Origin of the sequence: Actinomyces naeslundii (assembly GCF_001956585.1) — a bacterium.
GTDB classification, from domain to species: Bacteria; Actinomycetota; Actinomycetes; order Actinomycetales; family Actinomycetaceae; genus Actinomyces; species Actinomyces naeslundii.
Map to the genome: position 1 here is coordinate 123,989 of NZ_MSRR01000004.1, position 24,288 is coordinate 148,276.

The 24,288-nt window shown below is 69.6% G+C and carries 21 protein-coding genes; 6 read left to right on the forward strand and 15 right to left on the reverse strand.

Going from position 1 to position 24,288, the window contains the following annotated elements; genetic code table 11:
- Nucleotides 1-131 precede the first annotated feature (131 nt).
- From dapC to BKH33_RS02760, 12 genes are all read right to left on the reverse strand, one after another.
- On the reverse strand, nt 132-1,340 hold the full coding sequence (dapC, locus tag BKH33_RS02705) for a succinyldiaminopimelate transaminase (protein WP_050998464.1): 1,209 nt from the start codon (nt 1,338-1,340) through the stop codon (nt 132-134).
- A gap of 64 nt (nt 1,341-1,404) precedes the next feature.
- The gene (fdxA, locus tag BKH33_RS02710) at nt 1,405-1,755 is read right to left on the reverse strand and encodes a ferredoxin (RefSeq protein ID WP_004564605.1); all 351 of its coding nucleotides are present in this window, start codon (nt 1,753-1,755) and stop codon (nt 1,405-1,407) included.
- A gap of 342 nt (nt 1,756-2,097) precedes the next feature.
- Nucleotides 2,098-4,734: a VanW family protein gene (locus BKH33_RS02715; protein WP_004564613.1), complete on the reverse strand. Its 2,637-nt coding sequence runs from the start codon at nt 4,732-4,734 to the stop codon at nt 2,098-2,100.
- Nucleotides 4,735-4,749: 15 nt separating this feature from the next.
- Nucleotides 4,750-6,672, reverse strand: coding sequence for a translational GTPase TypA (gene typA, locus BKH33_RS02720; protein ID WP_004564609.1), 1,923 nt, complete (start codon nt 6,670-6,672; stop codon nt 4,750-4,752).
- Nucleotides 6,673-6,852: 180 nt separating this feature from the next.
- Nucleotides 6,853-7,512, reverse strand: a complete 660-nt coding sequence (locus BKH33_RS02725; protein ID WP_232621517.1) for an MFS transporter — start codon at nt 7,510-7,512, stop codon at nt 6,853-6,855.
- A gap of 20 nt (nt 7,513-7,532) precedes the next feature.
- Nucleotides 7,533-9,470, reverse strand: coding sequence for a dipeptide ABC transporter ATP-binding protein (locus BKH33_RS02730; RefSeq protein ID WP_004564604.1), 1,938 nt, complete (start codon nt 9,468-9,470; stop codon nt 7,533-7,535).
- Entirely contained in the window at nt 9,467-10,426 is a 960-nt protein-coding gene (locus BKH33_RS02735; RefSeq protein WP_076142509.1) for an ABC transporter permease, read from the reverse strand. The genes BKH33_RS02730 and BKH33_RS02735 overlap by 4 nt, the downstream gene beginning before the upstream one ends.
- Nucleotides 10,419-11,348, reverse strand: coding sequence for an ABC transporter permease (locus BKH33_RS02740; protein WP_004564608.1), 930 nt, complete (start codon nt 11,346-11,348; stop codon nt 10,419-10,421). The genes BKH33_RS02735 and BKH33_RS02740 overlap by 8 nt, the downstream gene beginning before the upstream one ends.
- A 16-nt stretch (nt 11,349-11,364) precedes the next feature.
- Entirely contained in the window at nt 11,365-12,990 is a 1,626-nt protein-coding gene (locus BKH33_RS02745) for an ABC transporter substrate-binding protein (RefSeq protein ID WP_076071582.1), read from the reverse strand.
- A gap of 186 nt (nt 12,991-13,176) precedes the next feature.
- Nucleotides 13,177-14,295 (reverse strand): LLM class flavin-dependent oxidoreductase, encoded by a 1,119-nt coding sequence (locus tag BKH33_RS02750; RefSeq protein ID WP_003781061.1) that lies wholly within the window; start codon nt 14,293-14,295, stop codon nt 13,177-13,179.
- A 106-nt stretch (nt 14,296-14,401) separates the two neighbouring features.
- Nucleotides 14,402-14,989 (reverse strand): biotin transporter BioY, encoded by a 588-nt coding sequence (locus BKH33_RS02755; protein ID WP_003781066.1) that lies wholly within the window; start codon nt 14,987-14,989, stop codon nt 14,402-14,404.
- Between the two features lie 140 nt (nt 14,990-15,129).
- Complete coding sequence (locus BKH33_RS02760) at nt 15,130-16,146, reverse strand: alpha/beta hydrolase (RefSeq protein WP_043538897.1); 1,017 nt, start codon at nt 16,144-16,146, stop codon at nt 15,130-15,132.
- 363 nt (nt 16,147-16,509) lie between these two features.
- On the opposite strand from BKH33_RS02760, the gene BKH33_RS02765 reads away from it, so the two are divergent.
- Complete coding sequence (locus BKH33_RS02765; protein WP_003781048.1) at nt 16,510-17,076, forward strand: NUDIX domain-containing protein; 567 nt, start codon at nt 16,510-16,512, stop codon at nt 17,074-17,076.
- Nucleotides 17,077-17,078: 2 nt separating this feature from the next.
- Here BKH33_RS02765 and BKH33_RS02770 read toward each other — a convergent pair whose 3' ends face one another.
- Nucleotides 17,079-18,050 (reverse strand): patatin-like phospholipase family protein, encoded by a 972-nt coding sequence (locus tag BKH33_RS02770; protein ID WP_003781060.1) that lies wholly within the window; start codon nt 18,048-18,050, stop codon nt 17,079-17,081.
- Between the two features lie 88 nt (nt 18,051-18,138).
- On the opposite strand from BKH33_RS02770, the gene BKH33_RS02775 reads away from it, so the two are divergent.
- The 3 genes from BKH33_RS02775 (at nt 18,139) to BKH33_RS02785 (ending at nt 21,058) form a co-directional block, all read left to right on the forward strand.
- Complete coding sequence (locus tag BKH33_RS02775) at nt 18,139-19,245, forward strand: NADH:flavin oxidoreductase/NADH oxidase (RefSeq protein ID WP_003781059.1); 1,107 nt, start codon at nt 18,139-18,141, stop codon at nt 19,243-19,245.
- A 138-nt stretch (nt 19,246-19,383) separates the two neighbouring features.
- Nucleotides 19,384-19,719 carry a winged helix-turn-helix transcriptional regulator gene (locus BKH33_RS02780; RefSeq protein ID WP_003781052.1) on the forward strand — a complete coding sequence of 112 codons (336 nt, stop codon included), beginning with the start codon at nt 19,384-19,386 and terminating at the stop codon, nt 19,717-19,719.
- Between the two features lie 298 nt (nt 19,720-20,017).
- Entirely contained in the window at nt 20,018-21,058 is a 1,041-nt protein-coding gene (locus BKH33_RS02785) for a zinc-binding alcohol dehydrogenase family protein (protein ID WP_003781042.1), read from the forward strand.
- Between the two features lie 49 nt (nt 21,059-21,107).
- Here the strand turns inward: BKH33_RS02785 and BKH33_RS02790 are convergent, their stop codons facing one another.
- Both BKH33_RS02790 and BKH33_RS02795 read right to left on the reverse strand, forming a co-directional pair.
- Nucleotides 21,108-21,563 carry a YchJ family protein gene (locus BKH33_RS02790; protein WP_076142511.1) on the reverse strand — a complete coding sequence of 152 codons (456 nt, stop codon included), beginning with the start codon at nt 21,561-21,563 and terminating at the stop codon, nt 21,108-21,110.
- Nucleotides 21,564-21,565: 2 nt separating this feature from the next.
- Entirely contained in the window at nt 21,566-22,894 is a 1,329-nt protein-coding gene (locus BKH33_RS02795; protein WP_003781064.1) for a M18 family aminopeptidase, read from the reverse strand.
- 79 nt (nt 22,895-22,973) lie between these two features.
- On the opposite strand from BKH33_RS02795, the gene BKH33_RS02800 reads away from it, so the two are divergent.
- Nucleotides 22,974-23,627 carry an HAD family hydrolase gene (locus tag BKH33_RS02800; protein ID WP_003781055.1) on the forward strand — a complete coding sequence of 218 codons (654 nt, stop codon included), beginning with the start codon at nt 22,974-22,976 and terminating at the stop codon, nt 23,625-23,627.
- Between the two features lie 93 nt (nt 23,628-23,720).
- Nucleotides 23,721-24,287: a GtrA family protein gene (locus BKH33_RS02805; protein WP_003781046.1), complete on the forward strand. Its 567-nt coding sequence runs from the start codon at nt 23,721-23,723 to the stop codon at nt 24,285-24,287.
- The last annotated feature ends 1 nt before the right edge of the window (nt 24,288 follow it).

Sequence of the window (24,288 nt, forward strand, 5' to 3'; positions counted from 1 at the left end):
GGGTGCGCCGTCACGGCGTCGTTTCATGGGCCCATAACGTTGCCCCCTCCGTGGGCACCTGCCGGACTCCCGTCACCTCTTGACAAATTCATCAAGCCCTCGAGCAGTCGACCTGGTCAGATGCTCCCGGCTCAGCCGGCGAAGAGGGCGGCGGCCTCAGGCGAGCGCAGGCGCGCGGCGGCGGCGGCCACTCGCTCGTCGGTATCGGTCAGGCTCATGCGCACCCGCCCGGCCCCGGCCTCACCGTAGAAGTCGCCGGGGGCCACGACGATCCCCAGCTCGGCGAATGCCCCCACGAGGTCGTAGGCGCTCATCGACTCAGGCCCCCGGAGCCACAGGTACAGGCCGGCCACGGAGGCCGGGTCGTTGACGAGTCCGGCGGCGGCGGTCGCCTCGACGAGCACCTCGCGGCGCTCCCGGTAGACCTCCTTCTGCACCTCCATGTGCGCCTCGTCGCCAAGGGCGGCCACGAGGGCCGCCTGCACCGGAGTCGGCATGAGCATGCCGGTGTGCTTGCGCACCTCGGTGACGGCACCCACGAGCCGCGCGTCACCGGCAAGGAAGGCCGCCCGGTAGCCGGCCAGATTGGACTGCTTGGACAGGGAGTACAGGGCGAGCAGGCCGCTTCGTCCCGCCTCCCCTCCGACCCGGGGGTCCAGGAGACTCGGGATCGGCTCGACGTCCCACGGAGACTCCCAAGCGAGCTCGGCGTAGCACTCGTCGGAGATGACGATCGCGCCGCGTCCCCTGGCCCAGGCGACGATCCGGACCAGCTGCTCGGCGTCCAGGACGTGCCCATCGGGGTTTCCGGGGCTGTTGAGCCAGACGATAGCCACGCGCGCGTCGTCGGCGACGTCCCAGGTGGCTGGGTCGGCGTCGGTGTCCACGGGGACCGGGGTGGCACCCACGAGGCGAGCGCCGACGTCATAGGTGGGGTAGGCGGCCCGCGGGTGCAGGACGAGGTCCCCCGGTCCCACGCCCAGGTGGAGCGGCAGGAGGGCCACGGACTCCTTGGAACCGATCGTGGGGATGACCTCGGCCTCACTCAGGTCCTTCACGCCTCGGCGGCGCCCCATCCACTCGATGATGGCGGCGCGCACCACGGAGGCGCCGACCGCCGTCGGGTAGCCGGGGGCGTTGGCTGCCGCGGACAGGGCGGTTCGGGCGATCTCAGGGGTGGGGTCGACGGGCGTACCCACCGCGAGGTCGACGACGCCGTCCGGGTGCTCGGCAGCGCGCTCTCGGTAGGGGCGCAGCGAGTCCCAGGGGAAGTCGGGCAGGGCGAGGCGGCGGGGCAGGAGAGGACTGGGGAAGGTCTCAGGTGTCGCACTGGTACTCACAGGCACCGATTCTTCCTCACGCGCCAGGTACGTCTCCACCCCCGGCCGCCCCTCGCCCGTCGGCTCAGTAGCCGTTGGCCTCTTTCCACTCCTCGTTCTGCGGAGGCAGAGCGGCGATCATCGGGTCGTCGTAGTCCTGGACGCCGGCACCCTGGGCGCCACCGGGCGAGCCGAGCCCCTTGAGCTCGAAGAAGTCGATGTTGGCGCGGGTGTAGTCCTCCCACTCCTCTGGAACATCGTCCTCGTAGAAGATCGCCTCGGTGGGGCACACGGGCTCGCAGGCCCCGCAGTCGACGCACTCGTCAGCATTGATGTAGAGGCTGCGTTCACCCTCGTAGATGCAGTCGACGGGACACTCGTCGACGCAAGCACGGTCCTTGACGTCGACGCAGGGCTGGGCAATGACGTATGTCATAGCAGCAGTGTCCTTTCTTCTCCGGTGGAACCTCCCGCGCGGATGGGCGGGGTCGGGGCAAGTATCGTCCTCCAGGGCCCATCGGCCCAAGCGGCGGAAGAGTGGCCGTCAGCACGCCGAAAACTCGGGGTTGTCACGCCGCGATTACGTCACTGCCCCAGCACGAATGTCACAGGTAACACCGGCTTCGGAACGCCGGCCCATCCGCGCTCCCACTCCACGAGGGTGGGGGTGTACTGACCAGGGGTCATGCGTACTGCACGCACCCCCGACCTACGTGGAGTGCACCCGCGCCTGCCCGAGTGGCGCCCAACCCTCGTGCAGTACTCGGGGACACCCCGGTCAGGAGCAGACGATGTCGTTGTCGGCGGCGTACTGGGTGGTGAGGACGTCGTCGGGCAGGGCCTTGCCGTCGTGCTTGCGGGTGCGAGTGATGGTGATGTCGAAGCCGGGGTTGCCTCCCGAGTAGGGCTCGCAGCCGGGGCCCGACTTGCGCTCGGTGGACACCGGGCGGAAGTTGAAGCGGTCCGAGGAGGTGATCGACACGTCGTAGTACTTCGTGGACCACATCCGCACGTGGATCTGCTCTCCGTCCAGCCAGGCCTGAACCAGTACCGAGTTGGAGGTGGAGTTCGTGAACTTCACGTCGAGCTTGCCAGTCCACAGGGTGGCCTCGCGCCCGGCCGGGTAGCGGTCGAAGTAGTACTGGTGGGCGTGGTGCTCGGTGTCGTCCATGCCGGCCTCGAAGCCGGCGTTGAAGACGGTGGTGGCCACCTGGCTCAGACCACCGCCCAGGGAGTCGACGTGCTGACCGTTGGAGATGACGCCGGCATCGGCGAATCCGTGCTCGTAGTCGACCTCGCCGAGGACCTTCTCCAGGGAGAAGACCTCGCCCGGTTTGACGACGGTACCGTTGACGAGCTCAGCGCCTCGGGTGAGGTTCTGGGTGCGTGGCGCGTCCCCGCTGTTGTAGGGGGTGGCGTACTCGCCGACCATCTCGGAGATGCCCCACTCGTTCTGCGGTGTCGTCACCGTCGGCTCGGCCACGACCATCGGCAGGGCCACGGTCCTCCCGGCGACGTCGGTGGCGGAGGTCCCCGCCTTGAGCAGGCTCGCGGACAGGGCCGCCGTGTCGATGACCTTGCCCTGGGCGGAGGCGACGTACTGGGGGCGCGCCTTCGGCGCCCCGGTAGCGGAACCGTCGATCTTCCAGGTGGCGTTCTGGGAAGGGGTCTCGACCTGCCCGATCCGGGCGACGACCGCGTCGTGCAACGCGGTGGAGTCGAAGGTCGCGCTCAGGGTGCCCCCCTCGGAGGAGATCTTCAGCATGCCGGCGGTGTCCTCGGGTGAGAAGGCCGCCGCCGCCCCGGCGCTCTTGCCCGGAGCACCGGCACCTTGGCCGTCGACGGTCAGCCCGCTGGAGAGCAGCGGCGTGAGCGTGCCGTCCACGAACTTCGTGGCCTCCTCGTCGGTGATGGCCGGCACCGCGGTCCCCTCGGCCATGGCGATGGTCTTCTGACCCAGCGGCCAGGTGCTGAGCTGCTTGAGCGAGGCGTCGACGTCGAGTCCGACACCGTTGCTCGCGGGCGTGGTGACCGGTTTGGTGCCCTCCAGAGTGACGGTCGCGGAGACCGCGCCGTTGGCCATCGTGTCGACCCGGTCCTCCAGAGCGCCGCGCAGGGTGGGGGCATCGATCCGGATGACGGCGTCGGTGCGCTGGCCGCCCAGGCGCTGAGCCAGGGTGACGGGGTTGAGGGTGAAGCCGGTGAGCTTCTTGACCGACGCCTTGGCATCCACCGAGACGCCCGAGCCGGCGGGCACGAGCTCGGCGCTGCCCTGCCCCACGGTGAGGGTGACCGGTTGGGCGAGCCGGTCACCGACACCCTTGCTGATACGTTCGCGGGCCTCCTGGGGGCCCAGGCCGGAGACGTCGATGCCGGAGACACTGGTACCCGAGGCGATGTGCTGGGTGGTCCACCAGGCGACACCGCCCCAGGCCAGCAGCAGGGCAGCGGCCCCGGCGGCGCAGGCGGCGGGGCCGAGACGCCGACGACGCGAGGTGGCCAGCGCGCCAGCCGCCCCGTCAGTCCTCTTCTCAGCCTTCTTCGCAGCCTGACCGGCCGGCTCGGGGAGGGTGGCCGGGAAGGCGGCCTCAATCACCGGCTCGACATCGATCTCGGTGGGCTCGAACGACGCCTCGGGGATCTCCTCATCCGCAGCTGCCACAGGTGCTGCCGCCTCGACGGCGTCCGGCTGGGACACGGACGGGGACTGCGCGGAGGGAGACTGGGCGGAGGAGGGACTCTTCGGCGCGATCGAGGGCGGCATGGTGCCGGAGTCCGGGCTCCATGGCGTCCGTTCAGCGGCCTCATCAACCGAGGCCTGAGCAGCCGCATCCCCTCCGGGCAGATCCTGAGGAGAGTCGTAGGGGGAGAGAGCCTCGGCCGGGGTGGCGGCCTCGTTGACGACGCTCACCGCCGTCGGAGTCGCCACCGGCTCGGCGGCCGCCGGTTCAGCGGAGACCGGATCGGGCTCGACGGCGGAGTCATTCGGCCTCGCATCGGTGACGTCATCCGTCGTCGCAACGGTCGTGGCCGTATCGTTGCGGGCCGCCTTTGCGCCGTCATCCACAGTGGTCTCGCTCGCAGTGCCCTGCTTCGCGGGGGCCTCGGACTTGTCCCGCTCCTCCTGACCGGGCTGCCTGGCGACCTGGCCGCCGTCGTCAGGCCCCTCGTCAGGCCCCTCGGCAGGCGCGTCTTCGGCGTCGTCGGAGTCGGAGTCGTCAAGGTCGACGGTCGGGGTGCCGTCAGAGCCGACGGCCTGGGCGGAAGCGGCCTCAGAAACGGCCTGTGCCTCGGGCTGCTCTGCGTCGGAGTCCTGAGCCGTTTCGGCGGGTTCAACGGACACGACGGTCTCGACGGCGTCGGCGGCGGCCTCTGAGGCGGCAGACTTCTCCCCGCGGTTGACGGACTGGCTCATGGGCGGTGGTTCCTCTCAGGCCTCGGCACGACGACGGCGGGCGTTCTCGCGGAAGCGCTCCTGGGAGTTCAGGATGACCTTGCGGATACGCACGGCTTCTGGGGTGACCTCGACGCACTCGTCGTCGGCGGCGAACTCGAGGGCCTCCTCCAGGGTGAGGCGGCGCGGCGGCACGAGGGCCTCGAAGGTGTCGGCGGTCGAGGAGCGCATGTTGGTCTGCTGCTTCTCGCGGACCACGTTGACGTCCATGTCCTCGCCGCGGGGGTTCTCCCCCACGACCTGGCCCTCGTAGGTCTCCTGGGTAGGCTCGACGAAGAAGCTGCCGCGGTCCTGGAGACGGATGAGCGCGTAGGCGGTCACGGCCCCGGCACGGTCGGAGACGAGGGAACCGGTGGTGCGAGAGACGATCTGCCCGGCCCAGGGGGCGTAGCCCTCGGCGATGGATGAGGCGATGCCGGTGCCGCGGGTCTCGGTGAGGAACTGGGTGCGGAAGCCGATGAGGCCGCGGGCCGGCACGAGGAACTCCATGCGGATCCAGCCGGTGCCGTGGTTGGTCATGGTCTCCATCTGGCCCTTACGGGCGGCCATGAGCTGGGTCACGGCGCCCAGGTACTCCTCGGGGACGTCGATGGTCATGCGCTCGATGGGCTCGTGGCGCTTGCCGTCGATGGTGCGGGTAACCACCTGCGGCTTGCCGACGGTCAGCTCGAAGCCCTCCCGGCGCATCTGCTCCACGAGGATCGCCAACGCCAGCTCCCCGCGCCCCTGAACCTCCCAGGCATCGGGCCGGGAGGTGGGCAGGACCCGCAGGGACACGTTGCCGATGAGCTCGCGGTCCAGGCGGTCCTTGACCTGGCGGGCGGTGACCTTGGCGCCCTTGGTGCGCCCGGCCATCGGGGAGGTGTTGATCCCGATGGTCATGGCGATGGCCGGGTCGTCCACGGTGATGAGCGGCAACGGACGCGGGTCCTCGGGGTCCACGAGGGACTCCCCGATGGTGATGTCCTCGATCCCGGCGACGGCGACGATGTCACCGGCGTGCGCCTCCGCGGCGGGCTTGCGGTCCAGACCCTCGGTGACCAGGAGCTCGGAGACGCGGGCGGAGGCGAGCGAGCCGTCGTGGCGGGCCCAGGCCACCGTCTGCCCCTTGCGCAGGGTGCCGTTGTGAATGCGCAGCAGCGCCAGACGCCCCAGGAAGGGCGAGGCGTCCAGGTTGGTGACGTGGGCCTGCAGAGGCGCGCCGTCCTCGTAGGAGGGGCCGGGGATCCGCTCGATGATGGTGCGGAAGAGCGGCTCGAGGTTCTCGCTGGCCGGCAGCTCGCCGTCGGCCGGGGCCTCGGTGTCGGCGCGGCGGGCCTTGGCGGAGGCGTAGATGACCGGGACGTCGAGGACGGCGTCGAGGTCGATGTCGGGGTGCTCGTCGGCCAGGTCGCTAGCCAGGGACAGCAGCAGGTCGGTGGACTCGGCGACGACCTCGTCGAGCCGGGAGTCGGGGCGGTCCACCTTGTTGACCACGAGGATGACCGGCAGGTTCGCGGCCAGGGCCTTGCGCAGCACGAAGCGGGTCTGGGGCAGGGGCCCCTCGGAGGCGTCGACGAGAAGGACGACGCCGTCGACCATGGACAGCCCGCGCTCGACCTCGCCGCCGAAGTCGGCGTGACCGGGGGTGTCGATGACGTTGATGATGATGCCCTCGGGGCAGCCGGCGTCCGCGGCGGAGGGTCCCGAGTAGTGGACCGCCGTGTTCTTGGCGAGGATCGTGATGCCCTTCTCGCGCTCCAGCTCACCGGAGTCCATGACGCGCTCGCCGGTGGTCTCCTCGGTGGCCCGGGCCCCGAAGGCGCCCGCCTCCCAGAGCATGGCGTCGACGAGGGTGGTCTTGCCGTGGTCGACGTGGGCGACGATGGCGACGTTGCGCAGGTCCTGGCGCACGCTCATAGGGGGCACTTCTTCCGGTGGGGGACGCCGTGGGCCGGGAACCGATCAGGGCGCCGACCACAGGGCACGAAACAGGGAAAGACTAGAGGACGGCGGTCCTGACCTGCCATGGCAGGGCCGACACAGTGCCTGTGCGCCCACTCACGATCGCGTCGCAGGACCGTCACGCCGCAGGAGCCGTCACAGGAGCACGGTGACAGCCACGAGCACGACGCCGAGCACTCCGGCAACAACGGCGACCGGCCGGTTGAGGCTGCTGGTCACGCCGGTCGCCGTATCAGGAGTCGTATCGTCGGCGGCCTCGCCGCAGCGGCTGCGCACCTGCTCGGCGTAAGCCTGGATGAGGGTCCCTGCGTCGCCGGCGTCGAGATTGGTGCAGTGGGTCCCCTCCCCCGTCAGGTACTCCGGACGCACCGCCTCGACCGGCTCGGCGCTCCGCAGCCCGTCGCGCCGCTCCTGCTGCTCGCGCAGGACCTGACGGCGTCGGAAGGACTCGGACATGCCGCCGCGGCGGGGCGCGGCCGAGGCCTTCACCTCGACGTCGTCTCGCGTGATGACGGACAGCCCCCAGCGGGTCCGGCACATCTCGACCTCGTCCCAGCCCAGCACGTGGGTGCGCCAGGCATTGCGGATGGTGAGGGCCTGTGGGCTCAGGGTGATCTGCGGGGCCCACCACAGCAGCCAGGTGAGGAAGACGAGCAGGCCGGCCCAGGCCATGGCGCGCAGCCCGTGCGCCGCGCCGTCGGCGAGCCCGATCGTCAGGGCCATCGCCGCCGCGGCGAGGCCGATGAGGGCGGTGCCGAGGCGGGCCGGCAGGGAGCGAATGACGACGGTGGGCACGGGCACATCATGCCCGGTCCTCACTCCTCCACCGTCTTATCCACCGTCTTATCCGCCGCTTTGTCCACCATTTCGTCCGCTGTCTTATCCGCTGTCTCATCACTGTAGAGGTCGACACCGGCTCCGGGGACGGCCCGGATGAGCTCGCGGGTGTAGTCCTGGCGTGGATTGGCGAAGAGCTCGTCGGCCGCTCCCGCCTCCACGATCCGCCCGTGCTCCATGACGACGACGTCGTCGGCGATCTGGCGCACGACGGCCAGGTCGTGGGTGATGAACAGGTAGGTCAGCTCCAGCTCGGCCTGCAGGTCGGACAGCAGGCGCAGGATCTGGGCCTGGACCAGCACGTCGAGGGCGGAGACCGCCTCGTCGAGAACGACGATCTCCGGCTTGAGGGCCAGGGCGCGGGCGATGGCGACGCGCTGGCGCTGTCCGCCGGAGAGCTCGTGGGGATAGCGGCGCATGACCGAGCGCGGCAGGGAGACCATGTCGAGCAATTCGGCGACGCGCGCCTCACGCTCCTTGGCGGTGCCGATGCCATGGACCCGCAGCGGCTCCTCGACGACGCGGAAGATCGAGTACATCGGGTCCAGGGAGCCGTAGGGGTTCTGGAAGACCGGTTGCATGATGCGCCGCAGGGCGAAGAGCTCCTGGGGCCCCAGGGTGGACAGGTCCACGCCGTCGTGGAACACCTTGCCGGAGGTCGGGTCGATGAGGTTGAGGATGATGTTGGCGACCGTGGACTTACCTGAACCGGACTCGCCCACGAGCGCCGTCGTCGTGCCCTTGCGGATGCCGAAGCTGACGTCGTCGACGGCGGTGAGGGTCTTGTCCTTCCCCTTGGCGCCGCGCACCTCGAAGACCTTGGTGAGGTGCTCCACGCGCAGGATCTCCTCGGTGGAGCTCGATCCCAGGCTGGCGCCTAGGAGCTCGTCGTCGGCGACCTGGATCCCACGGGCGTGGGCGGACTCAATGCGCCGGGAGGCCAGGGAGGGGGCGGCCTTGACCAGGCGCTGGGTGTAGGGGTGACGAGGGTCCTGGAGCACCTCGAGACTGGGCCCGGACTCCACCACGCGGCCGCGGTGCATGACGACGATGTGCTCGGCGCGCTCGGCGGCCAGCCCCAGGTCGTGGGTGATGAAGAGCATCGCGGTGCCCAGCTCGCGCACGAGGGTCTGGAGGTGGTCGAGGATGCGCCGCTGGACGGTGACGTCCAGGGCGCTGGTGGGCTCGTCGGCGATGAGCAGGTCGGGGCGGGCGGCCAGTCCGATGGCGATGAGGGCGCGCTGACGCATGCCGCCGGAGAACTCGTGGGGGTACTGCTTGGCCCGCCGGGAGGCCTCGGGCAGGCCGGCCTGCTCCAGCAGGAGGGCCACCTGCTCGTTGACGTCGATGTGCCCGCCCGCCGAGGGGACCGGCTTATCGACGTCATCGGCGTGCCCAGTGTGTTCAGTGTGCTCGGCGATGAGGTGGGCGAGGCGGTCGTCGGCGACGCCGGCCAGGCCGTTGGCCCGCAGCGCCTCCTTGACCTGGAAACCGATGGACCACACGGGGTTGAGATTGGACATGGGGTCCTGGGGCACCAGGCCGACGGAGGAGCCGCGCAGAGCGGTGAGCTCTTGGGGGCCCAGGTGGGTGATGTCGCGCCCCTGGAAACGGATCGTGCCGCCGGTGACCCGGCCGGTTCCGGGCAGCAGTCCGATGACGGCGTGGGCCAGGGTGGACTTGCCGGAGCCCGACTCCCCCACGATGGCCACGGACTGGCCGGGGTAGAGGGTCAGGTTCGCCTTGCGCACGGCTGGGACGAGCCCGGTCGAGGAGCGGAAGGCGACCTCCAGGTCGGTGATCTCCAGGAGGGGGTCGCTCTCGGCGTTCCAGGAGGCGGCAGGGGCGAAGGTCTTGCCGGCGGCTGAGGCTGCGGTCGGGGCGCTGGTCGATGTGGGTGCGTTGGTGGGTGTCACTTGCGGGCCTTCGGGTCCAGGGCGTCGCGGACGACGTCGCCGAGCATGATGAAGCCGAGCACGGTCAGGGCCAGCGCTCCGGCGGGGAAGAGCAGGACGCTCGGGTGGCTGTTGAGGGCGTCCTTGGCGGCAGCGATGTCCGCGCCCCAGGAGACGACCGAGGAGGGCAGACCGATGCCCAGGAAGCTCAAGGTGGCCTCCGAGACGATGAAGACGCCGAGCTCGACGGTGGCGGTCACGATGATGGGGGCGGCCGCGTTGGGCATGACGTGGCGCAGCAGCATGGCCATGCGCCCCGAGCCCAGGGCGCGTGAGGCGGTCACGTAGTCCTCGTTCTTGACGCTCATGACCGAGCCCCGCGTGATGCGGGCGATCTGGGGCCAGCCGAACAGGGCCAGAACCAGGATGACGGTGAGGATCGATCGGTCGTTGCGGAACATCTGCATGACGACGATGGCTGCCAGGACGAAGGGCACGGCGAAGAAGATGTCGGTGACACGTGAGAGCAGCGCGTCGAAGAAGCCGCCGAAGAACCCGGCCAGGGCCCCGACGGCTGAGCCGACGAGGACCACGATGAGGGTGGTGAAGATGCCCACACTCACCGAGGCCCGGGCCCCGTGGACGGTACGGGCGAAGATGTCGCAGCCCTGGATGTCGAATCCGAAGGGGTGGCTCCAGGAGGGCCCCTGGTAGGAGTTGACCAGCGTGCAGTAACCGGGGTCGCGCGGGGCGATGAGGCCGGGCACGAGCGAGAAGAGCACGGCAATGGCGATGAGCACCGAGGCCGCCCAGAAGATGGGGCGACGGCGCAGCTGCCTCCAGGCGTCGAGCCAGACGGAGGCGGGAGCGGACTCGTCGGCAACGGCGTCGACGGCGCCCAGGCCGATCTCGTCGTCCTGGCTGACGAAGCGCTCCTGGCCGGGGCGCGAGGTGGGGGACGTGATGTTCTCAGGCATAGCGGATCCTCGGGTCCAGAGCGGCGTAGAGCAGGTCCACCAGGAGGTTGGAGATGATGAAGACGAGCACGAGCACGGTCGTGAAGGACACGACCATGGGGCCGTCGCCGCGGATGATGGCGGAGTAGAGGGTGCCTCCCACGCCCTTGATGTTGAAGATGCCCTCAGTGACGATGGCGCCGCCCATGAGGGCCCCCAGGTCCGCACCCAGGAAGGTGACGACCGGGACCAGGGAGTTGCGCAGGACGTGGACGATCATGACGCGGGCCCCGCTCAGGCCCTTGGCCCGGGCGGTGCGAACGTGGTCGGCGGTGAGGTTCTCGCCCACCTCGGTGCGGGTCAGGCGCAGCACGTAGGCGAAGGAGACGGCGCCCAGCACCATGGCCGGCATGAGCAGCTCGATGAAGCCGGGGCTCTCACCGGCGGTGACCGGCAGCCATCCCAGGCGGACCCCGATGATGAACTGCAGGACGAAGCCGATGACGAAGGTGGGCACGGCGATGACCACCAGGGAGAGCACCAGGACGGTGGCGTCGAACCAGCCGCCCTTCCTCACCCCGGCGATGAGGCCGAAGCCGATGCCCGCGACGGCCTCGAAGGCCAGGGCCATGAGGGAGAGCTTGATGGTGATCGGATAGGCCCGCACCAGCACGTCGAGGACGGACTCGGTCCCCCGCAGCGACTGGCCCAGGTCCAGGGTGAGCAGTCCCTTGAGGTAGAGCAGGTACTGCACGATGAAGGGCTTGTCGAGGTGGTAGCTCGCCTTGATCTGGTCAATCACCTCGGGGCTGAGCGAGCGCTGGCCCCCGAGCGCGGCGATCGGGTCGCCCGGCAGGGCGAAGACCATGGCGTAGATGAGCAGCGTGGCACCGAAGAACACCGGGACCATCTGCAGCAGCCTGCGTGCGACGTAACGAAGCATGTCCACTTCCTCCCGATCAGAACTTGGAGATGGCCTCGGCCCGCGCCCACAGGCGCCTGGCCTCGTCCGGGTCGTAGGTGAGGACCTCGTTGCCCGGCACCTCGGCGGTCCAGCCCGCAACGGTGGGGGCGGTGAAGTCCTTGGCGGGCGTGCGAGTGCCGTAGTAGAGCTTGTCGCAGATGAGCTTGCGGTCGATGGCCCGGCAGATGGCGGCGCGGCGGGCCCGCCCTTCCTCATCCATCTTCCAGTGCTCGTGGGTGACGTCGATGGCGAGTCCCTGGAAGTAGGCGGCCGGCTTGTTGATGGCGCGCTCGCCCAGCTGCTTCTGGAAGATGGGCAGGAAGGAGTCGGGGACTCCGTCAGTGATGTCGATGGCGTTGGCCAGCAGGTCGTTGTAGACCGAGTCCAAGCTCGTGTACAGCTTGAAGGTGATGCCTTTGTTCGCCACGGTGCGCCCACCGACATAGGTGGGGTTGGGTTCCAGGACGATCCGGCTGTCGTGGTCCCAGGAGACGAGCCGGTAGGGGCCGTTGCCCACCGGTTTGGCGCCGTAGGCCTTGGGGTCGGCGAAGGCCGACTCGGGCATCGGATAGTAGGCGTAGTGCCCCAGGCTGATCTTGAAGTCCGACGCCGGGGCGTTCAGCTCGACCGTGAAGGTGAGGTCGTCGACCTTGGTCAGGCCGGTCAGCTCGGAGTCCTCGTCGTAGGAGAATCCCTTGATCCTCTCGAAGAAGGAGGAGCCGAGCTGGGCGTTGGACAGCAGGGCTCCGAACTTCCAGGCCTTGATGAAGGAGTCGGATGTCACCGGGCTGCCGTCCGAGAAGGTCCAGCCCGGTTTGAGGGTGATCGTGTAGTGCTGGTTGTCCTTGGTCTCGATGGAGGAGGCCACCTCGTTGATGACGTTGCCGTCCTTGTCGTAGCGGACCAGGCCGGCGAAGACCAGGTCGAGGACCCGCCCACCGTTGGACTCATTGGTGTTGGTGGGCAGCAAGGAGTTCTGCGGCTCGGAGAGATTGGCCAGGACGACGCCGTCGTTGGCGCTGGAGCGGGCCTCCTCGTAGACCGGGATACCGGTCCAGTTGAAGTCGACGTTGGAGGCGTTGCGGGAGTAGCCGCCGATCCCGTTCTGGTACCACAGCGGGATGCCGGGCAGGTCGGCGAAGAGCTGGGACTGGGCCTGGCGGAAGTAGCCGTAGGCGGTCTGGGGATCGGTGGCGCCCGCCGCCTGGGCCAGGAGGTCGTCGAAGGTCTTCGAGGAGTACTGGGAGTCGTTCGCGCCGGCACCGGTCTGGAAGGTGGCGTTGAGGAAGTTCTCCAGCGAGGGGTAGTCGGCCGACCATCCCGAGCGGAAGACGCCGAGCAGACTGTGGTCGGTGATGGCGGTGCGCATCTCGGAGAACTGGGCCACCGGCAGGGGCTCCATGGTGATGCCCAGGACGTTGGACACCGAGTGGCACACGGCCTCGGCCCAGGTCTTGTGGGGGCCGTCGGAGTTGTAGGCCAGGGTCAGCTTGCCGCTGCCGCTGCCCAGGCCGCCTCCGCCCGAGCTCGATCCGCGCGAGCAGCCTGAGACCAGGAGCATGCCGAAGGCCGCCGCACCGAGTCCGAAGCCGCGGCGCGACACTGTCAGAGCGTGGTTCATGCGACCTCCATTGGGCATGGAACTGACTGGGACTGTCACTGGGACATGGGGTTTCGGGCGCACTGAGTTGCATCAGGGATGCTCAGGCGCCGTCCATGAGCGGAGATCCTACGTCCAACAAGGAAACAGAATCGACACGTTGGCTACGTGTGAGACGTGTAGGACGTGTAGGAGAGGAAGTAGTCCTCAGGCGCGCCAGGCCTGAGCCAGCATCTCGTAGGAGCGGCGCCGCAGGGCCGGGTCGTGGGCGTAGGTGACCACGAGGATCTCGTCGAGGTCCCAGCGGTCGGCCAGCTCGCGCAGGCGGGCGGCGACGTCGTCGGCCGTTCCGACAAAGGACAGGGACATGGCCGTCTCAACCGCGGCCTCCCTGCCGAGCGCGTAGGCGCGCCAGGCCTGCGGGTCCTCAGTGGGCGGGTCGAGAGGGGCGGGCCGGTTGCCGACGATGCGGGCGGCAGCGGCCATGGCGGTGCTGAACAGGAAGCTGGCCTCATCCTGGCTGGGGGCCACCATGACGTTGACTGCGGCCGCGACTCGGGGAACGGGCCGAAGGGCCTGCTGGGCACCCTGAGCCTCCTCCGCCTGCGACTCCAGGACGGAGCGGTAGGTGGCGATGGCCGCCTCGGCCTGGACCGGGGCGAAGTGCGAGGCGACGGCGAAGGGCAGCCCGAGCCTGCCGGCCACACGCGCCCCGTTGACGGAGGAGCCGAGCACCCACACGGTCGGGTGGGTGCCCTCGCCCGGGATGGCCCTGACCCGGGGGGCGTCGGGCCCGGGCATCTGGGCGGCGACGTCAGGAGCACTGGACGCACCCAGGAGGAGGGAACCGGGGAGCCGTTCCGGTACGGGCTCGTCACCGAGGTAGGTGAGGATCTCGAGGATCTCCTCGGCGAAGCGGCCCGGGTCGGAGGCACCTCGACGCAGCGCTGCGGCCGTGAGCCGGTCCGTGCCCGGAGCGCGTCCCAGCCCCAGCTCGACCCGGCCGGGGTAGAGGGTGGCGAGGGTGCCGATCTGCTCGGCGACGACGAGCGGAGCGTGGTTGGGCAGCATGATCCCGCCGGAGGCGACACCCAGGCGTTCGGTGGCCGCCAGGACCTGCCCCATGAGGACGATGGTCGCCGAGGACAGGTAGGTGGTCGAGCCGTGATGCTCGGCCAGCCAGAAGTGCTCGTAGCCGGCGACGTCGGCGGCTCGAGCGAGGGCGATCATGTCGGTAAGCGCGTCGGTGCGGCTGTGTCCGGCGCTGACGGGGACCATGTCCATGACGGACAGAACGGGTGCGGCCCGCCTTTCGGGCTGACTCATACCGGCACTCTAACCCGCACCGGCCGCCCCGAAGCGGGCCTTGAGACCCGTGTGCCCCGCCGAGCAAGGGCCCGGCGGGGCACACGGAGGGCCTGAGCCACGAGGATCAGTGAAGCCGGCCGCGGGCGGGCAGCAGCCCGGTGGCGACCAGGGACTTGAGGATGTCGCCCACGATGAAGGGGACCACCCCCATGCTCAGGGCGGCACCCCAGCTGGCACCGGTGGCGATCTTCAGCCAGACGATGCCGGGGACGTAGACCGAGGCGGAGGCCAGCAGCATGAGGCCGACGCCGGTGGCGACCCGACGAGCCGTCGAGCCGGAGTGACTCGACCACACGGAGGCGGCGCGTCCGGCGATGGCGGCGATGAGGACGTAGCCGATGACGTAGCCGAAGGTGACCACGACGCCACTGCTCCAGCCGGCCAGGACCGGGGCGCCGACGGCGGCCAGGGCTCCGAGCAGCAGCGCGGACAGGGCGCCGCGGCGCGAGCCCAGAACGGCACCGACACCCAGGGCGGCGAAGGTACCCATGGAGATCGGCACGGGGGTGAAGGGCAGAGGGATCGAGATCTGGCCGATGAGGGTCAGGGCGACCGTGCCGGCCAGGACCAGCCCGACCTCACGAACACGAGCAAGTGCGGGACTGAGGGCGAGGCTGTCAGCAGCAGATGTGGAGGAGGGTTTGGTGACCATGTCTCAACCCTACGGGTAGCGACGGCGATGTGAACGACCGGATCCCACCGAAGCACCACACCACCATTTGTAGGAACCCCACAAAGAATATGGGGCTGTTCCCCTTCAATACTGCACTAGATAGGTGGTTTTCACAGTTCTTACAGGTGCCCCTCGATCCAGGTGAGGATGTCGCCGGTGACCTGGTCCCGGTTGGTCTCATTGAGGAGCTCGTGGCGTCCGCCCGGGTAGAGGATGACGGAGACCTCGCGCACACCGGCACGGCGGTAGAGGGTGGCGGCCCGCTGGACGCCCCGCCCCATGGCGCCGACCGGGTCCCGATCACCGGAGGCCAGGAGCATCGGCAGCCCTGCGGGCACCGCGGCGGCATGAGAAACAGTATTGACGGCACCCTGCCCGGCCACGAGGTCGCGGAAGAAGCTGGCGGCGCACACGAACCCGCACCAGGGGTCGGCGACGTAACGGTCGACCTCCTTGGTGTCCCGGCTGATCCAGTCGGCCTCGGTGCGGTTGGGGGCGAAGTGCCGCTGGTAGGGGCCGAAGGCGAGCGCATTGAGCAGGCGGGAGGGGTGACGCGGGCCCCGCAACCGGGACTCCCCGGCACAGATCGCCGTTGCGGGCCGGGTCAACGCGCCGGTCCCGGCGCCGGTCCCCAGCAGAATGAGTCCGGCCAGCTCACCGCCACGGCGCGTGGCCAGGTCTCGCGCCAGGAAGGAGCCCCAGGAGTGGCCCAGGAGGAAGACGGGGACGCCGGGCCAGGCCCGCCGAGCCGCGTCCAGCACGGTAACCATGTCAGCCACGACCGTCTCCCAGCCGTCCTGCTCGGCGACGAAGCCGAAACTATCGGCAGAGGCGGTGGCCCCGTGACCGCGGTGGTCCTCAGCCAGGACAGCGTATCCCTCCTCCACCGCGGAGGCGGCGAAGCGGGCGTAGCGCGAGGCATGCTCGGCCATGCCGTGGGAGATGAGGATGATGCCCCGGGGACGGGCGGCGCCGGCCATCTGCGGGTGCGGCGTCACCATGGTGCGGACCCCGGCGCCGTCCTCGGGCACGTCCGACACCCGCAGGGAGCCATCGATAAGCCACTCGGGGAGCCAGATGTGGACAACCAGACGCGTTCCGTCGTCGGCCGTGAGCCGAGTAAGGCTGGTCTGCATCGGATCCTCCTCAGGCAGCATCATCACATGGGGCGTCGGTCACGCACAGGTCGGCATCGGTCATCATTGATCGTGCCGACGACTGACGATCGGCGGCGGTGCAGGTCTCCCGGGCACGGGCCCTGCGGCCTCCCGCCTCCCCTAGGGAGAAGCCTAGTTCTCCGATGTCGAGCCGGCAGCGTTACCGCAGAAGTGAATCGCGGCAGGCCCGCTGCGGAGGTTTCCACGGATGAACATTGATGACTGACTGTCCGGGAGCATTACCTAAAATCCTGAGGGTTTCATGAAACTTCCCCTTTGGTAACCCGGCTGTTTTCTCCCTTGCTCCCCGCGCCCGGTCCCGCCTGGTCTACGGTGGCCGCCATGGCCGCCCACTCCTTCACTCTCGTTCCCGCCGCCTACGTCTACCTCCTGCGCCCGGCTCCCGACTCCCCTCGCGACCGGGACGGGGCGGCGAGCGCCTCGACCCAGGTGCTCCTCCAGCTGCGACGGAACACCGGGTACATGGACGGGCACTGGGCCTGCGGCGCCTCGGGCCACGTCGAGGCCGCCGAGAGCGTCGTCGAGACGGCCCTGCGCGAGACCCGAGAGGAACTCGGCCTTGCCGCGGCCGCCGCGGACCTGAACCCGCTGACGGCGATGCACCGCAGCAATGACCTGGGCGGTGCCGCCCTGGAGCAGCGCGTCGACCTGTTCTTCACACTGCGCACCTGGGAGGGCACGCCGGCCGTGCGCGAGCCGTCCAAGAACGCGGGCCTGCGCTGGTTCCCGCTGACCGGGCTGCCCGACCTGGTACCGCCCCACGAGCGCTACGTCCTGACCCTGCTGGCCGGCGCCCTCGACGGCGGCACGCCGGTGCCCCCGATCACCACCTTCGGTTTCGACACCGGCCAGGACATCGCTCACTACGGCGTCGCCCTGCCGCACTGACCTCAGCCAGCGAGGAATGCCTCGATGGCGGGCAGCTCGCGGCGGGCCTGGGCCAGGCCGGCCTCGAAGGCGGTGACGATGCGGTCGTAGCGAAGCTCGCCGTTGGTGATGGGCATGCGCTCAGGCCGGAAGAGGTAGACACGTCCCTGACTGCTCAGCTCCTCGAGCTCGTCGACAGTGCGGTTGTAGTTCTCGGGGCGGTCGATGACCGCCTGGATGAGGGCCGGGTAACGGGAGTAGAGCCGCTGGAGGACCTCGATCTCATGGCGCCGCATGGGCGGCTTGCGGTAGCCCTCGGGACGGGTCATGACCACGAGCAGCTTGTCGTAGCCGTCGGCGCGGGCGGCGTCGACGGCGAACCCGCCGGTGGGTCCGACGGCACCGTCCATGTAGGGGGCACCGTCGACCTCGACCATGGGCATGAGCACCGGCATCGACGACGACGCCCGGGCCCGTACCAGCAGGTCACCCATGGTGGGCATGTCCTCCAGGCCCCAGTAGACCTCTTCGCCGGTGTCGCAGCGGAAGGCGCCCAAGCGCACCGTGGCCGGTGAGGCGGCGAAGGTCTCCCAGTCGAAGGGGATGGACTCGTCGGGCGCGGAGGTGTGCAGGTAGATGTGCTCGGAGTTGAAGTAGCCCTTACCGGCCACGAAGCTGCCCCAGCCTCCGGCCTTGGGGTCAGTGGTCAGCCCCAGGTAGGCCTCTCGGGTGCGCCAGGTGTCCCGGGAGACGAAGTTGCAGGTGTTCGTGCAGCCCGCCGAGATGCCGCCGACCCAGGGGAAGGAGAGTCCGGCCTCCAGCATGACGCGCACGAGGCCGGCCGTGTAGGCACCGCGCATGCCGCCGCTTTCGAAGACGAGGGCGACGTCGTCGGGGCCATGAGTGACAGGGGCGGGCCGGTGATTGGGGTCGGAGACGGGGACGGGCCGTTGGACAGGGCCGGAGACGGGGACGGGGACGGGGCGCGAGCTCACGCCCGGGAGCCTATGGGTTACATGGTGCGATCGCACGGGTGATTCCCGCCCCATGTCTGCCGGGCGGTCGGGAGAGTAGCGTGAGGCCATGAGCACCTCGAGCACGCCGCACTTTCTTGAGCCAATGACCATGCGCGGGCTGACCGCCCGCAACCGCCTGTGGCTGCCGCCCATGTGCATGTACACGGTTGAGGCGCAGGACGGCGTCGTCACCGACTGGCACGTGACCCACTACGCCAGCCGCGCGGTGGGCGGTTTCGGCACGGTCATCGTGGAGGCCACGGCGGTCACCCCGGAGGGGCGCCTGTCCCCCAACGACCTGGGGCTGTGGTCGGATGAGCAGGTCGCCGGCCAGCGCCGCCTCGTGGAGGCGATCCACGCCGGCGGGGCCCTGGCGGGTATCCAGATCGGGCACGGCGGACGCAAGTCGGGGACCCCTCCGTGGCGCCCCAAGGTGGAGGGCGCACGCACCGGCACCCTGGAGGGCTGGGAGCTGCTGGCCCCCAGCGCGATCCCCTTCCCCCATCACGCGGTTCCCAGCGAGCTGGACGAGGCCGGGATCGGTCGAATCGCGGAGGCCTTCGCGGCGGCCGCGCGGCGCGCCGTCGAAGCCGGCTACGACGTCGTCGAGATCCACGGCGCCCACGGCTACCTCATCCACGAGTTCCGCTCCGCCCTGTCCAACCAGCGCACCGACTCCTACGGCGGAAGCGTGGAGAACAGGCAGCGCTTCCCGCTCGAGGTGGTGCGGGCCGTACGCGAGGCCATCGGGTCGCAGACGGTGCTCGACATCCGCCTGTCGGCCTCGGACTGGGCCGAGGGCGGCGTCACCGGCGAAGAGACCGCCGCCTTCAGCCGCGAGCTGGTGGAGGCCGGCGTTGACGTCCTACACATCTCCAGCGGCGGGAACGTCCCGGCCGCGGTGCCGGTGGGACCCGGTTACCAGCTGCCGCTGGCCCAGCAAGTCAAGCAGGCCGTCGCCGGTAGCGACGTCCCGGTGGTGGGCGTGGGTCTCATCGAGGAGGCGGCCCAGGCCGAGCAGGCACTCATCTCCGGGCAGGCCGATGCGATCGCCGTGGGCAGGGCCGCCCTGCGCGACCCCTACCTGCCGCTGCGCTGGGCGGCCGACCTGGGGGTCCGCTCCTGGGACGAGGCCCCCTGGCCCATCCAGTACTGGCGCGGCACCTGGAGCTGAGCGAGTCCTCGGTCTGCCCTCCACCAGTACTATCTCCTGGGAAGTCCTCAGTCGCATGCGACGTATCCATCTTCTGGAGGTAGATCCTTGGGCAGCAGTGATTCGACGGTTCCCAGCACGCAGAGGCACCGCGGGGACGTGTACTCCTCGCAGTGCCCGTGCCGCGATCTTCTGGACGTCGTGGCCAACAAGTGGTCCGCACTGGCCATCGGCGCACTGGCCGAGGGACCGTTGCGCTTCGGGGAGCTGCAACGGCGCCTTCAAGGAATCTCGCCGAAGGTACTGACCGCTACGCTGCGCCGGTTGGAGGACCACGGACTCGTGCACCGCGAGGTGATCCCAGAGGTTCCTCTTCACGTGGAGTACTCCCTGACGGAGGTCGGCCGGAGCGCCGTCGAACCGGTATTCGCGCTTCGGGAATGGGCCGAGTCCCGATACGCGCATGCGCTGACTCACGCGAGGTCGACGCCGTAGGTCGTGTGTCGACGTGAAGACGACTCCCAGAGCAATGCCCCGGGGAATCGCCACTGCGCACAGTTCGTCGGGAACGCACCTGAGCCCTCGGCATCGGACTCTAGGGTGCCGCGGGCCTACGGCGCACCCACGAGTCCCTGGGCATTCGGACGTCGTCACGGCTGACACACCAGCACCCCACTATCTTCTTGATAGTAGGGGTCATTGCGGGTAACCACTTTCTTCTGACTACGGTCTGTGCTCGTTGACGGTGCACTTCCGTCGAACCTGGCACAAGCCGATGAGCAAGGAGCTATCGATGCCCTCAAGCAGCCCCGACACCCAACGCACCATGACCGCTGTCGTCACTCGATCCGGTGGCTCAGTGGACATCCCGGATGTCCTGGTCGATGCCACCGTCCCCGCCCCAGCGGCTCCCACTGGCCACGACATCCTCGTGGAGGTCAAGGCACTGTCCGTCAACCCCGTTGACGTCAAAGTGCGCGCCGCCCTCAACCATGCCGGCGGTGAGGAACGCATCCTGGGATGGGATGCAGCGGGGACAGTCATCGCGGTCGGCGAGCAGACCACTCTCTTCCAGCCCGGCGATGACGTCTACTACGCCGGAGCACTGGAGCGTCCCGGCTCCTACGGACAGCTGCAGCTCGTGGACGAACGCATCGTTGGACCGAAGCCGAGCTCGTTGGACTATGCAAGTGCGGCGGCACTGCCCCTGACCTCGCTCACCGCGTGGGAGGCTCTTTTCGACAAGCTCCACCTGAGCAGGGACTCCGCAGGCACGATCCTCGTGCTGGGAGCCGCAGGAGGGGTGGGCTCCATGGTGATCCAACTGACCAAGGCCCTCACTGATGTCTCCGTCATCGCCACTGCCTCACGTGAGGAGTCCCGCGACTGGGTCCGGTCGCTGGGTGCCGACGCAGTGGTGGACCACTTCGCCGAGGACCTCGCGCAGCAGGTTCTCGCCATCGCACCGGACGGCGTCGACTACGTCTTCACCCCGCAGAGCCGAGGGCGCGTGCCGCTGCTGACCACGGTGGTTCGTCCTTTCGGGGAGATCGTCGCCATCGACGACGAGCGGGACCTGGACCTGTACGCGCTCAAGGACAAGGCCATCTCATGGCACTGGGAGTTCATGTTCGCCCGCCCCAGGCACGGCTACGACCTCATCACCCAGCACCACATCCTCTCCACCGTCGCCGAGCTCATCGACAGTGGAAGGATCCGTAGCACTGCGTCCCAGACGCTCACGCCTCGCAATGCTGCGCAGATACGGGCAGCTCACCGCCTCATCGAGAGCGGGCGCACGGTGGGAAAGATCGTTGTGACCGACGCCGGCTGAGTCGACCGAATCGAAACCGAAGCGGGCCCCGATCGCCATACGCAGCGGGCTATCCGACGGCGTCGAGGTAGAGCCAGCGGCCGGCGCGGCGGGTGAAGCGGGAGCGCTCGTGCAGGGCATCGTCCACCACTCCCCCGCGCCCGTCGCCGCTGCGGTAGGTGGCGGTGAACTCCACGATGCCGGTCTCGTCGTCCGCCCCGCCGTCGACGGTCTCGTGGATGGTCAGTCCCGTCCACCGGGTCCCGGGGTGGCAGTAGGGCCCCTCGGGGCGGGTGCGCGGGTGCCAGGTGCGGAAGAGATAGTCCTCGTCGCCGACGACGAAGGCCGTGTAGCGCGAGCGCATGAGTGCCTGGGCGGTGGGCGCCGGGGCGCCGTCGTGGAGCGGCTCGCAGCACTGGGCGTAAGTGCGCCCGCTGCCGCAGGGGCAGAGGTCGGCGCCGTGCACACCGGCGGCACGGATCGGCGAGTCCACCCGGTCCCTGCGGCCGACTCGCTTCCCCGCCACGCTCAGGCCCCCTGCCAGTAGGCGTGCAGGGCCTGGGCGAGCCAGGGGCCGTCTTTGACGCCGCCCATTTCGCGGGCCGAGTGCATGCTCAGCAGGGGCACGCCGACGTCGACCGTGGTGATGCCGAGGCGGGTGGCGGTGATGGGGCCGATGGTGGAGCCGCAGGGCACGGCGTTGTTGGAGACGAAGTTCTGGCTGGGCACGCCGGCCGCGGCACAGGCCCGCGCCCAGATCGCGGCGCCCGCGGCGTCGGTGGCGTAGCGCTGCTGGGCGTTGATCTTGAGCAGGGGTCCGTGGTTGATGAGCGGCTGGACGGCCGGGTCGTGCAGGTGGGCGTAGGCGGGGTGGACGGAGTGCCCGGCGTCGGCGCTCACACAGGTCGAGCGGGCCAGGAGGGCCTCGAGGCCGTCACCGCTGACGCCCAGCACCCGGGCCAGGCGCCGCAGCAGCGTCTCGAGGAAGGGGCCGCCCGCCCCGGAGCGCGTGTCCGAGCCGACCTCCTCGTGGTCGAAGGCGACCAGGATGACGGGCTCGGCGGGCTGGGTCTCGGCGGCCGCGAGCGCCTCGAGGGCGACCAGCCCGGCGTGGACGGAGGAGAGGTTGTCCAGGCGGGAGGAGGCCAGGAACTCGCCGTCGCGGCCGAAGCGGGCGGACGCCTGGGTGGGGTAGGTCAGGACGTCGTGGCCGGCGAGCTCGGCCGGGTCGATGCCGGCGATCTCGCACAGGTGGGTCTCGACGGCGTCGGGGGCGGCGTCGGGTCCGGCCAGCGACCACAGGGGCAGCAGGTGGGTCTGACGGTCCAGGTGGAGGGTGTCGTTGACGCTGCGGTCCAGGTGCGGGGCGATCTGGGCCACGCGGGCGATGGGGCCGGTGCGCACGAGGTGGACGGCGCCGTCACGGGTGGTCAGGCGTCCGGCCAGGCCCAGCTCGCGGTCGAGGAAGGAGGCGAGCAGGGGGCCGCCGTAGACCTCGGCGTTGATGAGCTGCCAGCCGGAGCGGACGAGGGCGGCGGCGGGCTTGAGCTTGAGGGCCGGGGAGTCGGTGTGGGCGCCGACGATGCGCAGGCCCGCCCCCGGGTTGAGTGTCTCCGGCAGCGCCCAGGCGGCGATAGCGCCGTCGCGGATGACGTAGCCGCGCCGCGGCAGGCCCTGCTCCCAGGTGACGGTCTCGTCGGCGCGAGTGAAGCCGGCCGTCTCCAGGCGGCGGGCGACCTCGGCGGCGGCGTGGTAGGAGCTCGGCGAGGCGGTGACGAAGTCGATGAGCGAGTCGGTGTAGGCGTCGTCGCGCAGGATCGCGGCGGCACGGACGGGAGCGCTGGCGGCATCAGTCATGGCCCCAGTCTTCCACCGGTGCGCCCTGACCGACCCTCCTCCCAAGAGAACCCACCGTGAGGTAGGGCAGAATCGGGGTGTGAGCATCTCTCAGCCGGTCATCCCGCCCGCCTCGTCCACGCCCGTGCGCGCCGTCCTGCTCGATGCCGACGGTGTTCTGCAGCTCATCGGCACTCCGTGGGGCGAGGCGCTGACCCGCGGCGGCGGACCCGCCTTCGCCCAGGCCATGATCGACGGTGAGACCGACGCCCTGACAGGTCGGGAGACCCTCACCGAGCTGCTGGAGCGGGTGGTGAAGAGCCTGGGGCTGGAGCTGCGCGCATCGGACCTGTTGGAGATGTGGCACCGGGCCACGCCCGACCCGGTGGCCTGGCAGCTGGTGAGAGACCTGCGCGAGGCGGGTTACACCACGGTCCTGGCCACCAATCAGCAGTGGGAGCGTCGGGCCTGGATGCGCGAGCAGCTGGGCTATGAAGGCCTGTGCGACATCGACGGCTACTCCTGCACGCTGGGGGTGGCCAAGCCGGATGCCGCCTACTTCCACCGGCTGCTGGAGCTCGCAGGGGTGGAGGCGGGCCAGGCCCTGTTCATCGATGACAGCGCCACCAACATCGCCGCGGCCCGCGAGGTGGGCTTGCGCACTATCCACCACCCGGCCGACGCCGGCGGCGAGCTCCTGCGCCGCGAGGTCACCCAGGCCTTGACGCTGGCCGCCAGTCCGTCGCAAGGATGAGCCGGCGGACACCGTTCCTTCTTTCGGAACTTGCCCATCAGGCGCGCGAGGGGAAGACTCCCCCTGACACCAGCGATCAGTGAAGGACGACTCATGGCAGGAACGACGGCGGACGACCAGGCCTCCGAGACCACCACCGCTATGGAGCCTGCAGCGTCCTCCCTCCAGCCCCCCATCTCCAACGCCCGCCGCGCCCCCGAGATCTTCCTGCGCCTCATCACGGCGATCCACTCCGTACTGCCCAGATTCGTACGCAGCCGGCTGCCGGTGACCTTCATCGGCTACGCGATCATCAACGGCTCGGCCTTCTTCCTGGACATCACCTGCCTGTGGGTGTTCTACAACCACCTTCACTGGTTCTACCCGGTGGCGGTCACGGTCGGCTACGCCATCGCCGCCGTCTACTCCTTCCTGCTCAACCGTTGGCTGAACTTCCAGGCTCATGGGCACGTCATCGAGCAGGGGGCGGGCTACACGGCCGGCATCATCAGCCAGTACGTCATCTTCATTCTCGGGCTGTCCTCGCTGCTGCACTGGTTCGGGGTCAATGCCGAGCTGGCTCGCGTCATCTCGGCCTGCTGCGAGGGGATCTACCTCTACGTGTTCATTCGGCTGTGGGTGTTCCGCGGGGTGCCGGAACCCGCGCGGGCGCGCCGCTGAG

Bases quoted from the DNA above. Each gene is read 5' to 3' on its own strand.
- BKH33_RS02765 (WP_003781048.1), top strand. From the start codon at position 16,510: ATGGCCGCCCACTCCTTCACTCTCGTTCCCGCCGCCTACGTCTACCTC.
- fdxA (WP_004564605.1), bottom strand. From the start codon at position 1,755: ATGACATACGTCATTGCCCAGCCCTGCGTCGACGTCAAGGACCGTGCT.
- BKH33_RS02715 (WP_004564613.1), bottom strand. From the start codon at position 4,734: ATGAGCCAGTCCGTCAACCGCGGGGAGAAGTCTGCCGCCTCAGAGGCC.
- BKH33_RS02805 (WP_003781046.1), top strand. From the start codon at position 23,721: ATGGCAGGAACGACGGCGGACGACCAGGCCTCCGAGACCACCACCGCT.
- BKH33_RS02755 (WP_003781066.1), bottom strand. From the start codon at position 14,989: ATGGTCACCAAACCCTCCTCCACATCTGCTGCTGACAGCCTCGCCCTC.
- BKH33_RS02785 (WP_003781042.1), top strand. From the start codon at position 20,018: ATGCCCTCAAGCAGCCCCGACACCCAACGCACCATGACCGCTGTCGTC.
- BKH33_RS02735 (WP_076142509.1), bottom strand. From the start codon at position 10,426: ATGCCTGAGAACATCACGTCCCCCACCTCGCGCCCCGGCCAGGAGCGC.
- BKH33_RS02745 (WP_076071582.1), bottom strand. From the start codon at position 12,990: ATGAACCACGCTCTGACAGTGTCGCGCCGCGGCTTCGGACTCGGTGCG.
- BKH33_RS02750 (WP_003781061.1), bottom strand. From the start codon at position 14,295: ATGAGTCAGCCCGAAAGGCGGGCCGCACCCGTTCTGTCCGTCATGGAC.
- BKH33_RS02760 (WP_043538897.1), bottom strand. From the start codon at position 16,146: ATGCAGACCAGCCTTACTCGGCTCACGGCCGACGACGGAACGCGTCTG.
- typA (WP_004564609.1), bottom strand. From the start codon at position 6,672: ATGAGCGTGCGCCAGGACCTGCGCAACGTCGCCATCGTCGCCCACGTC.
- BKH33_RS02775 (WP_003781059.1), top strand. From the start codon at position 18,139: ATGAGCACCTCGAGCACGCCGCACTTTCTTGAGCCAATGACCATGCGC.
- BKH33_RS02740 (WP_004564608.1), bottom strand. From the start codon at position 11,348: ATGCTTCGTTACGTCGCACGCAGGCTGCTGCAGATGGTCCCGGTGTTC.
- BKH33_RS02795 (WP_003781064.1), bottom strand. From the start codon at position 22,894: ATGACTGATGCCGCCAGCGCTCCCGTCCGTGCCGCCGCGATCCTGCGC.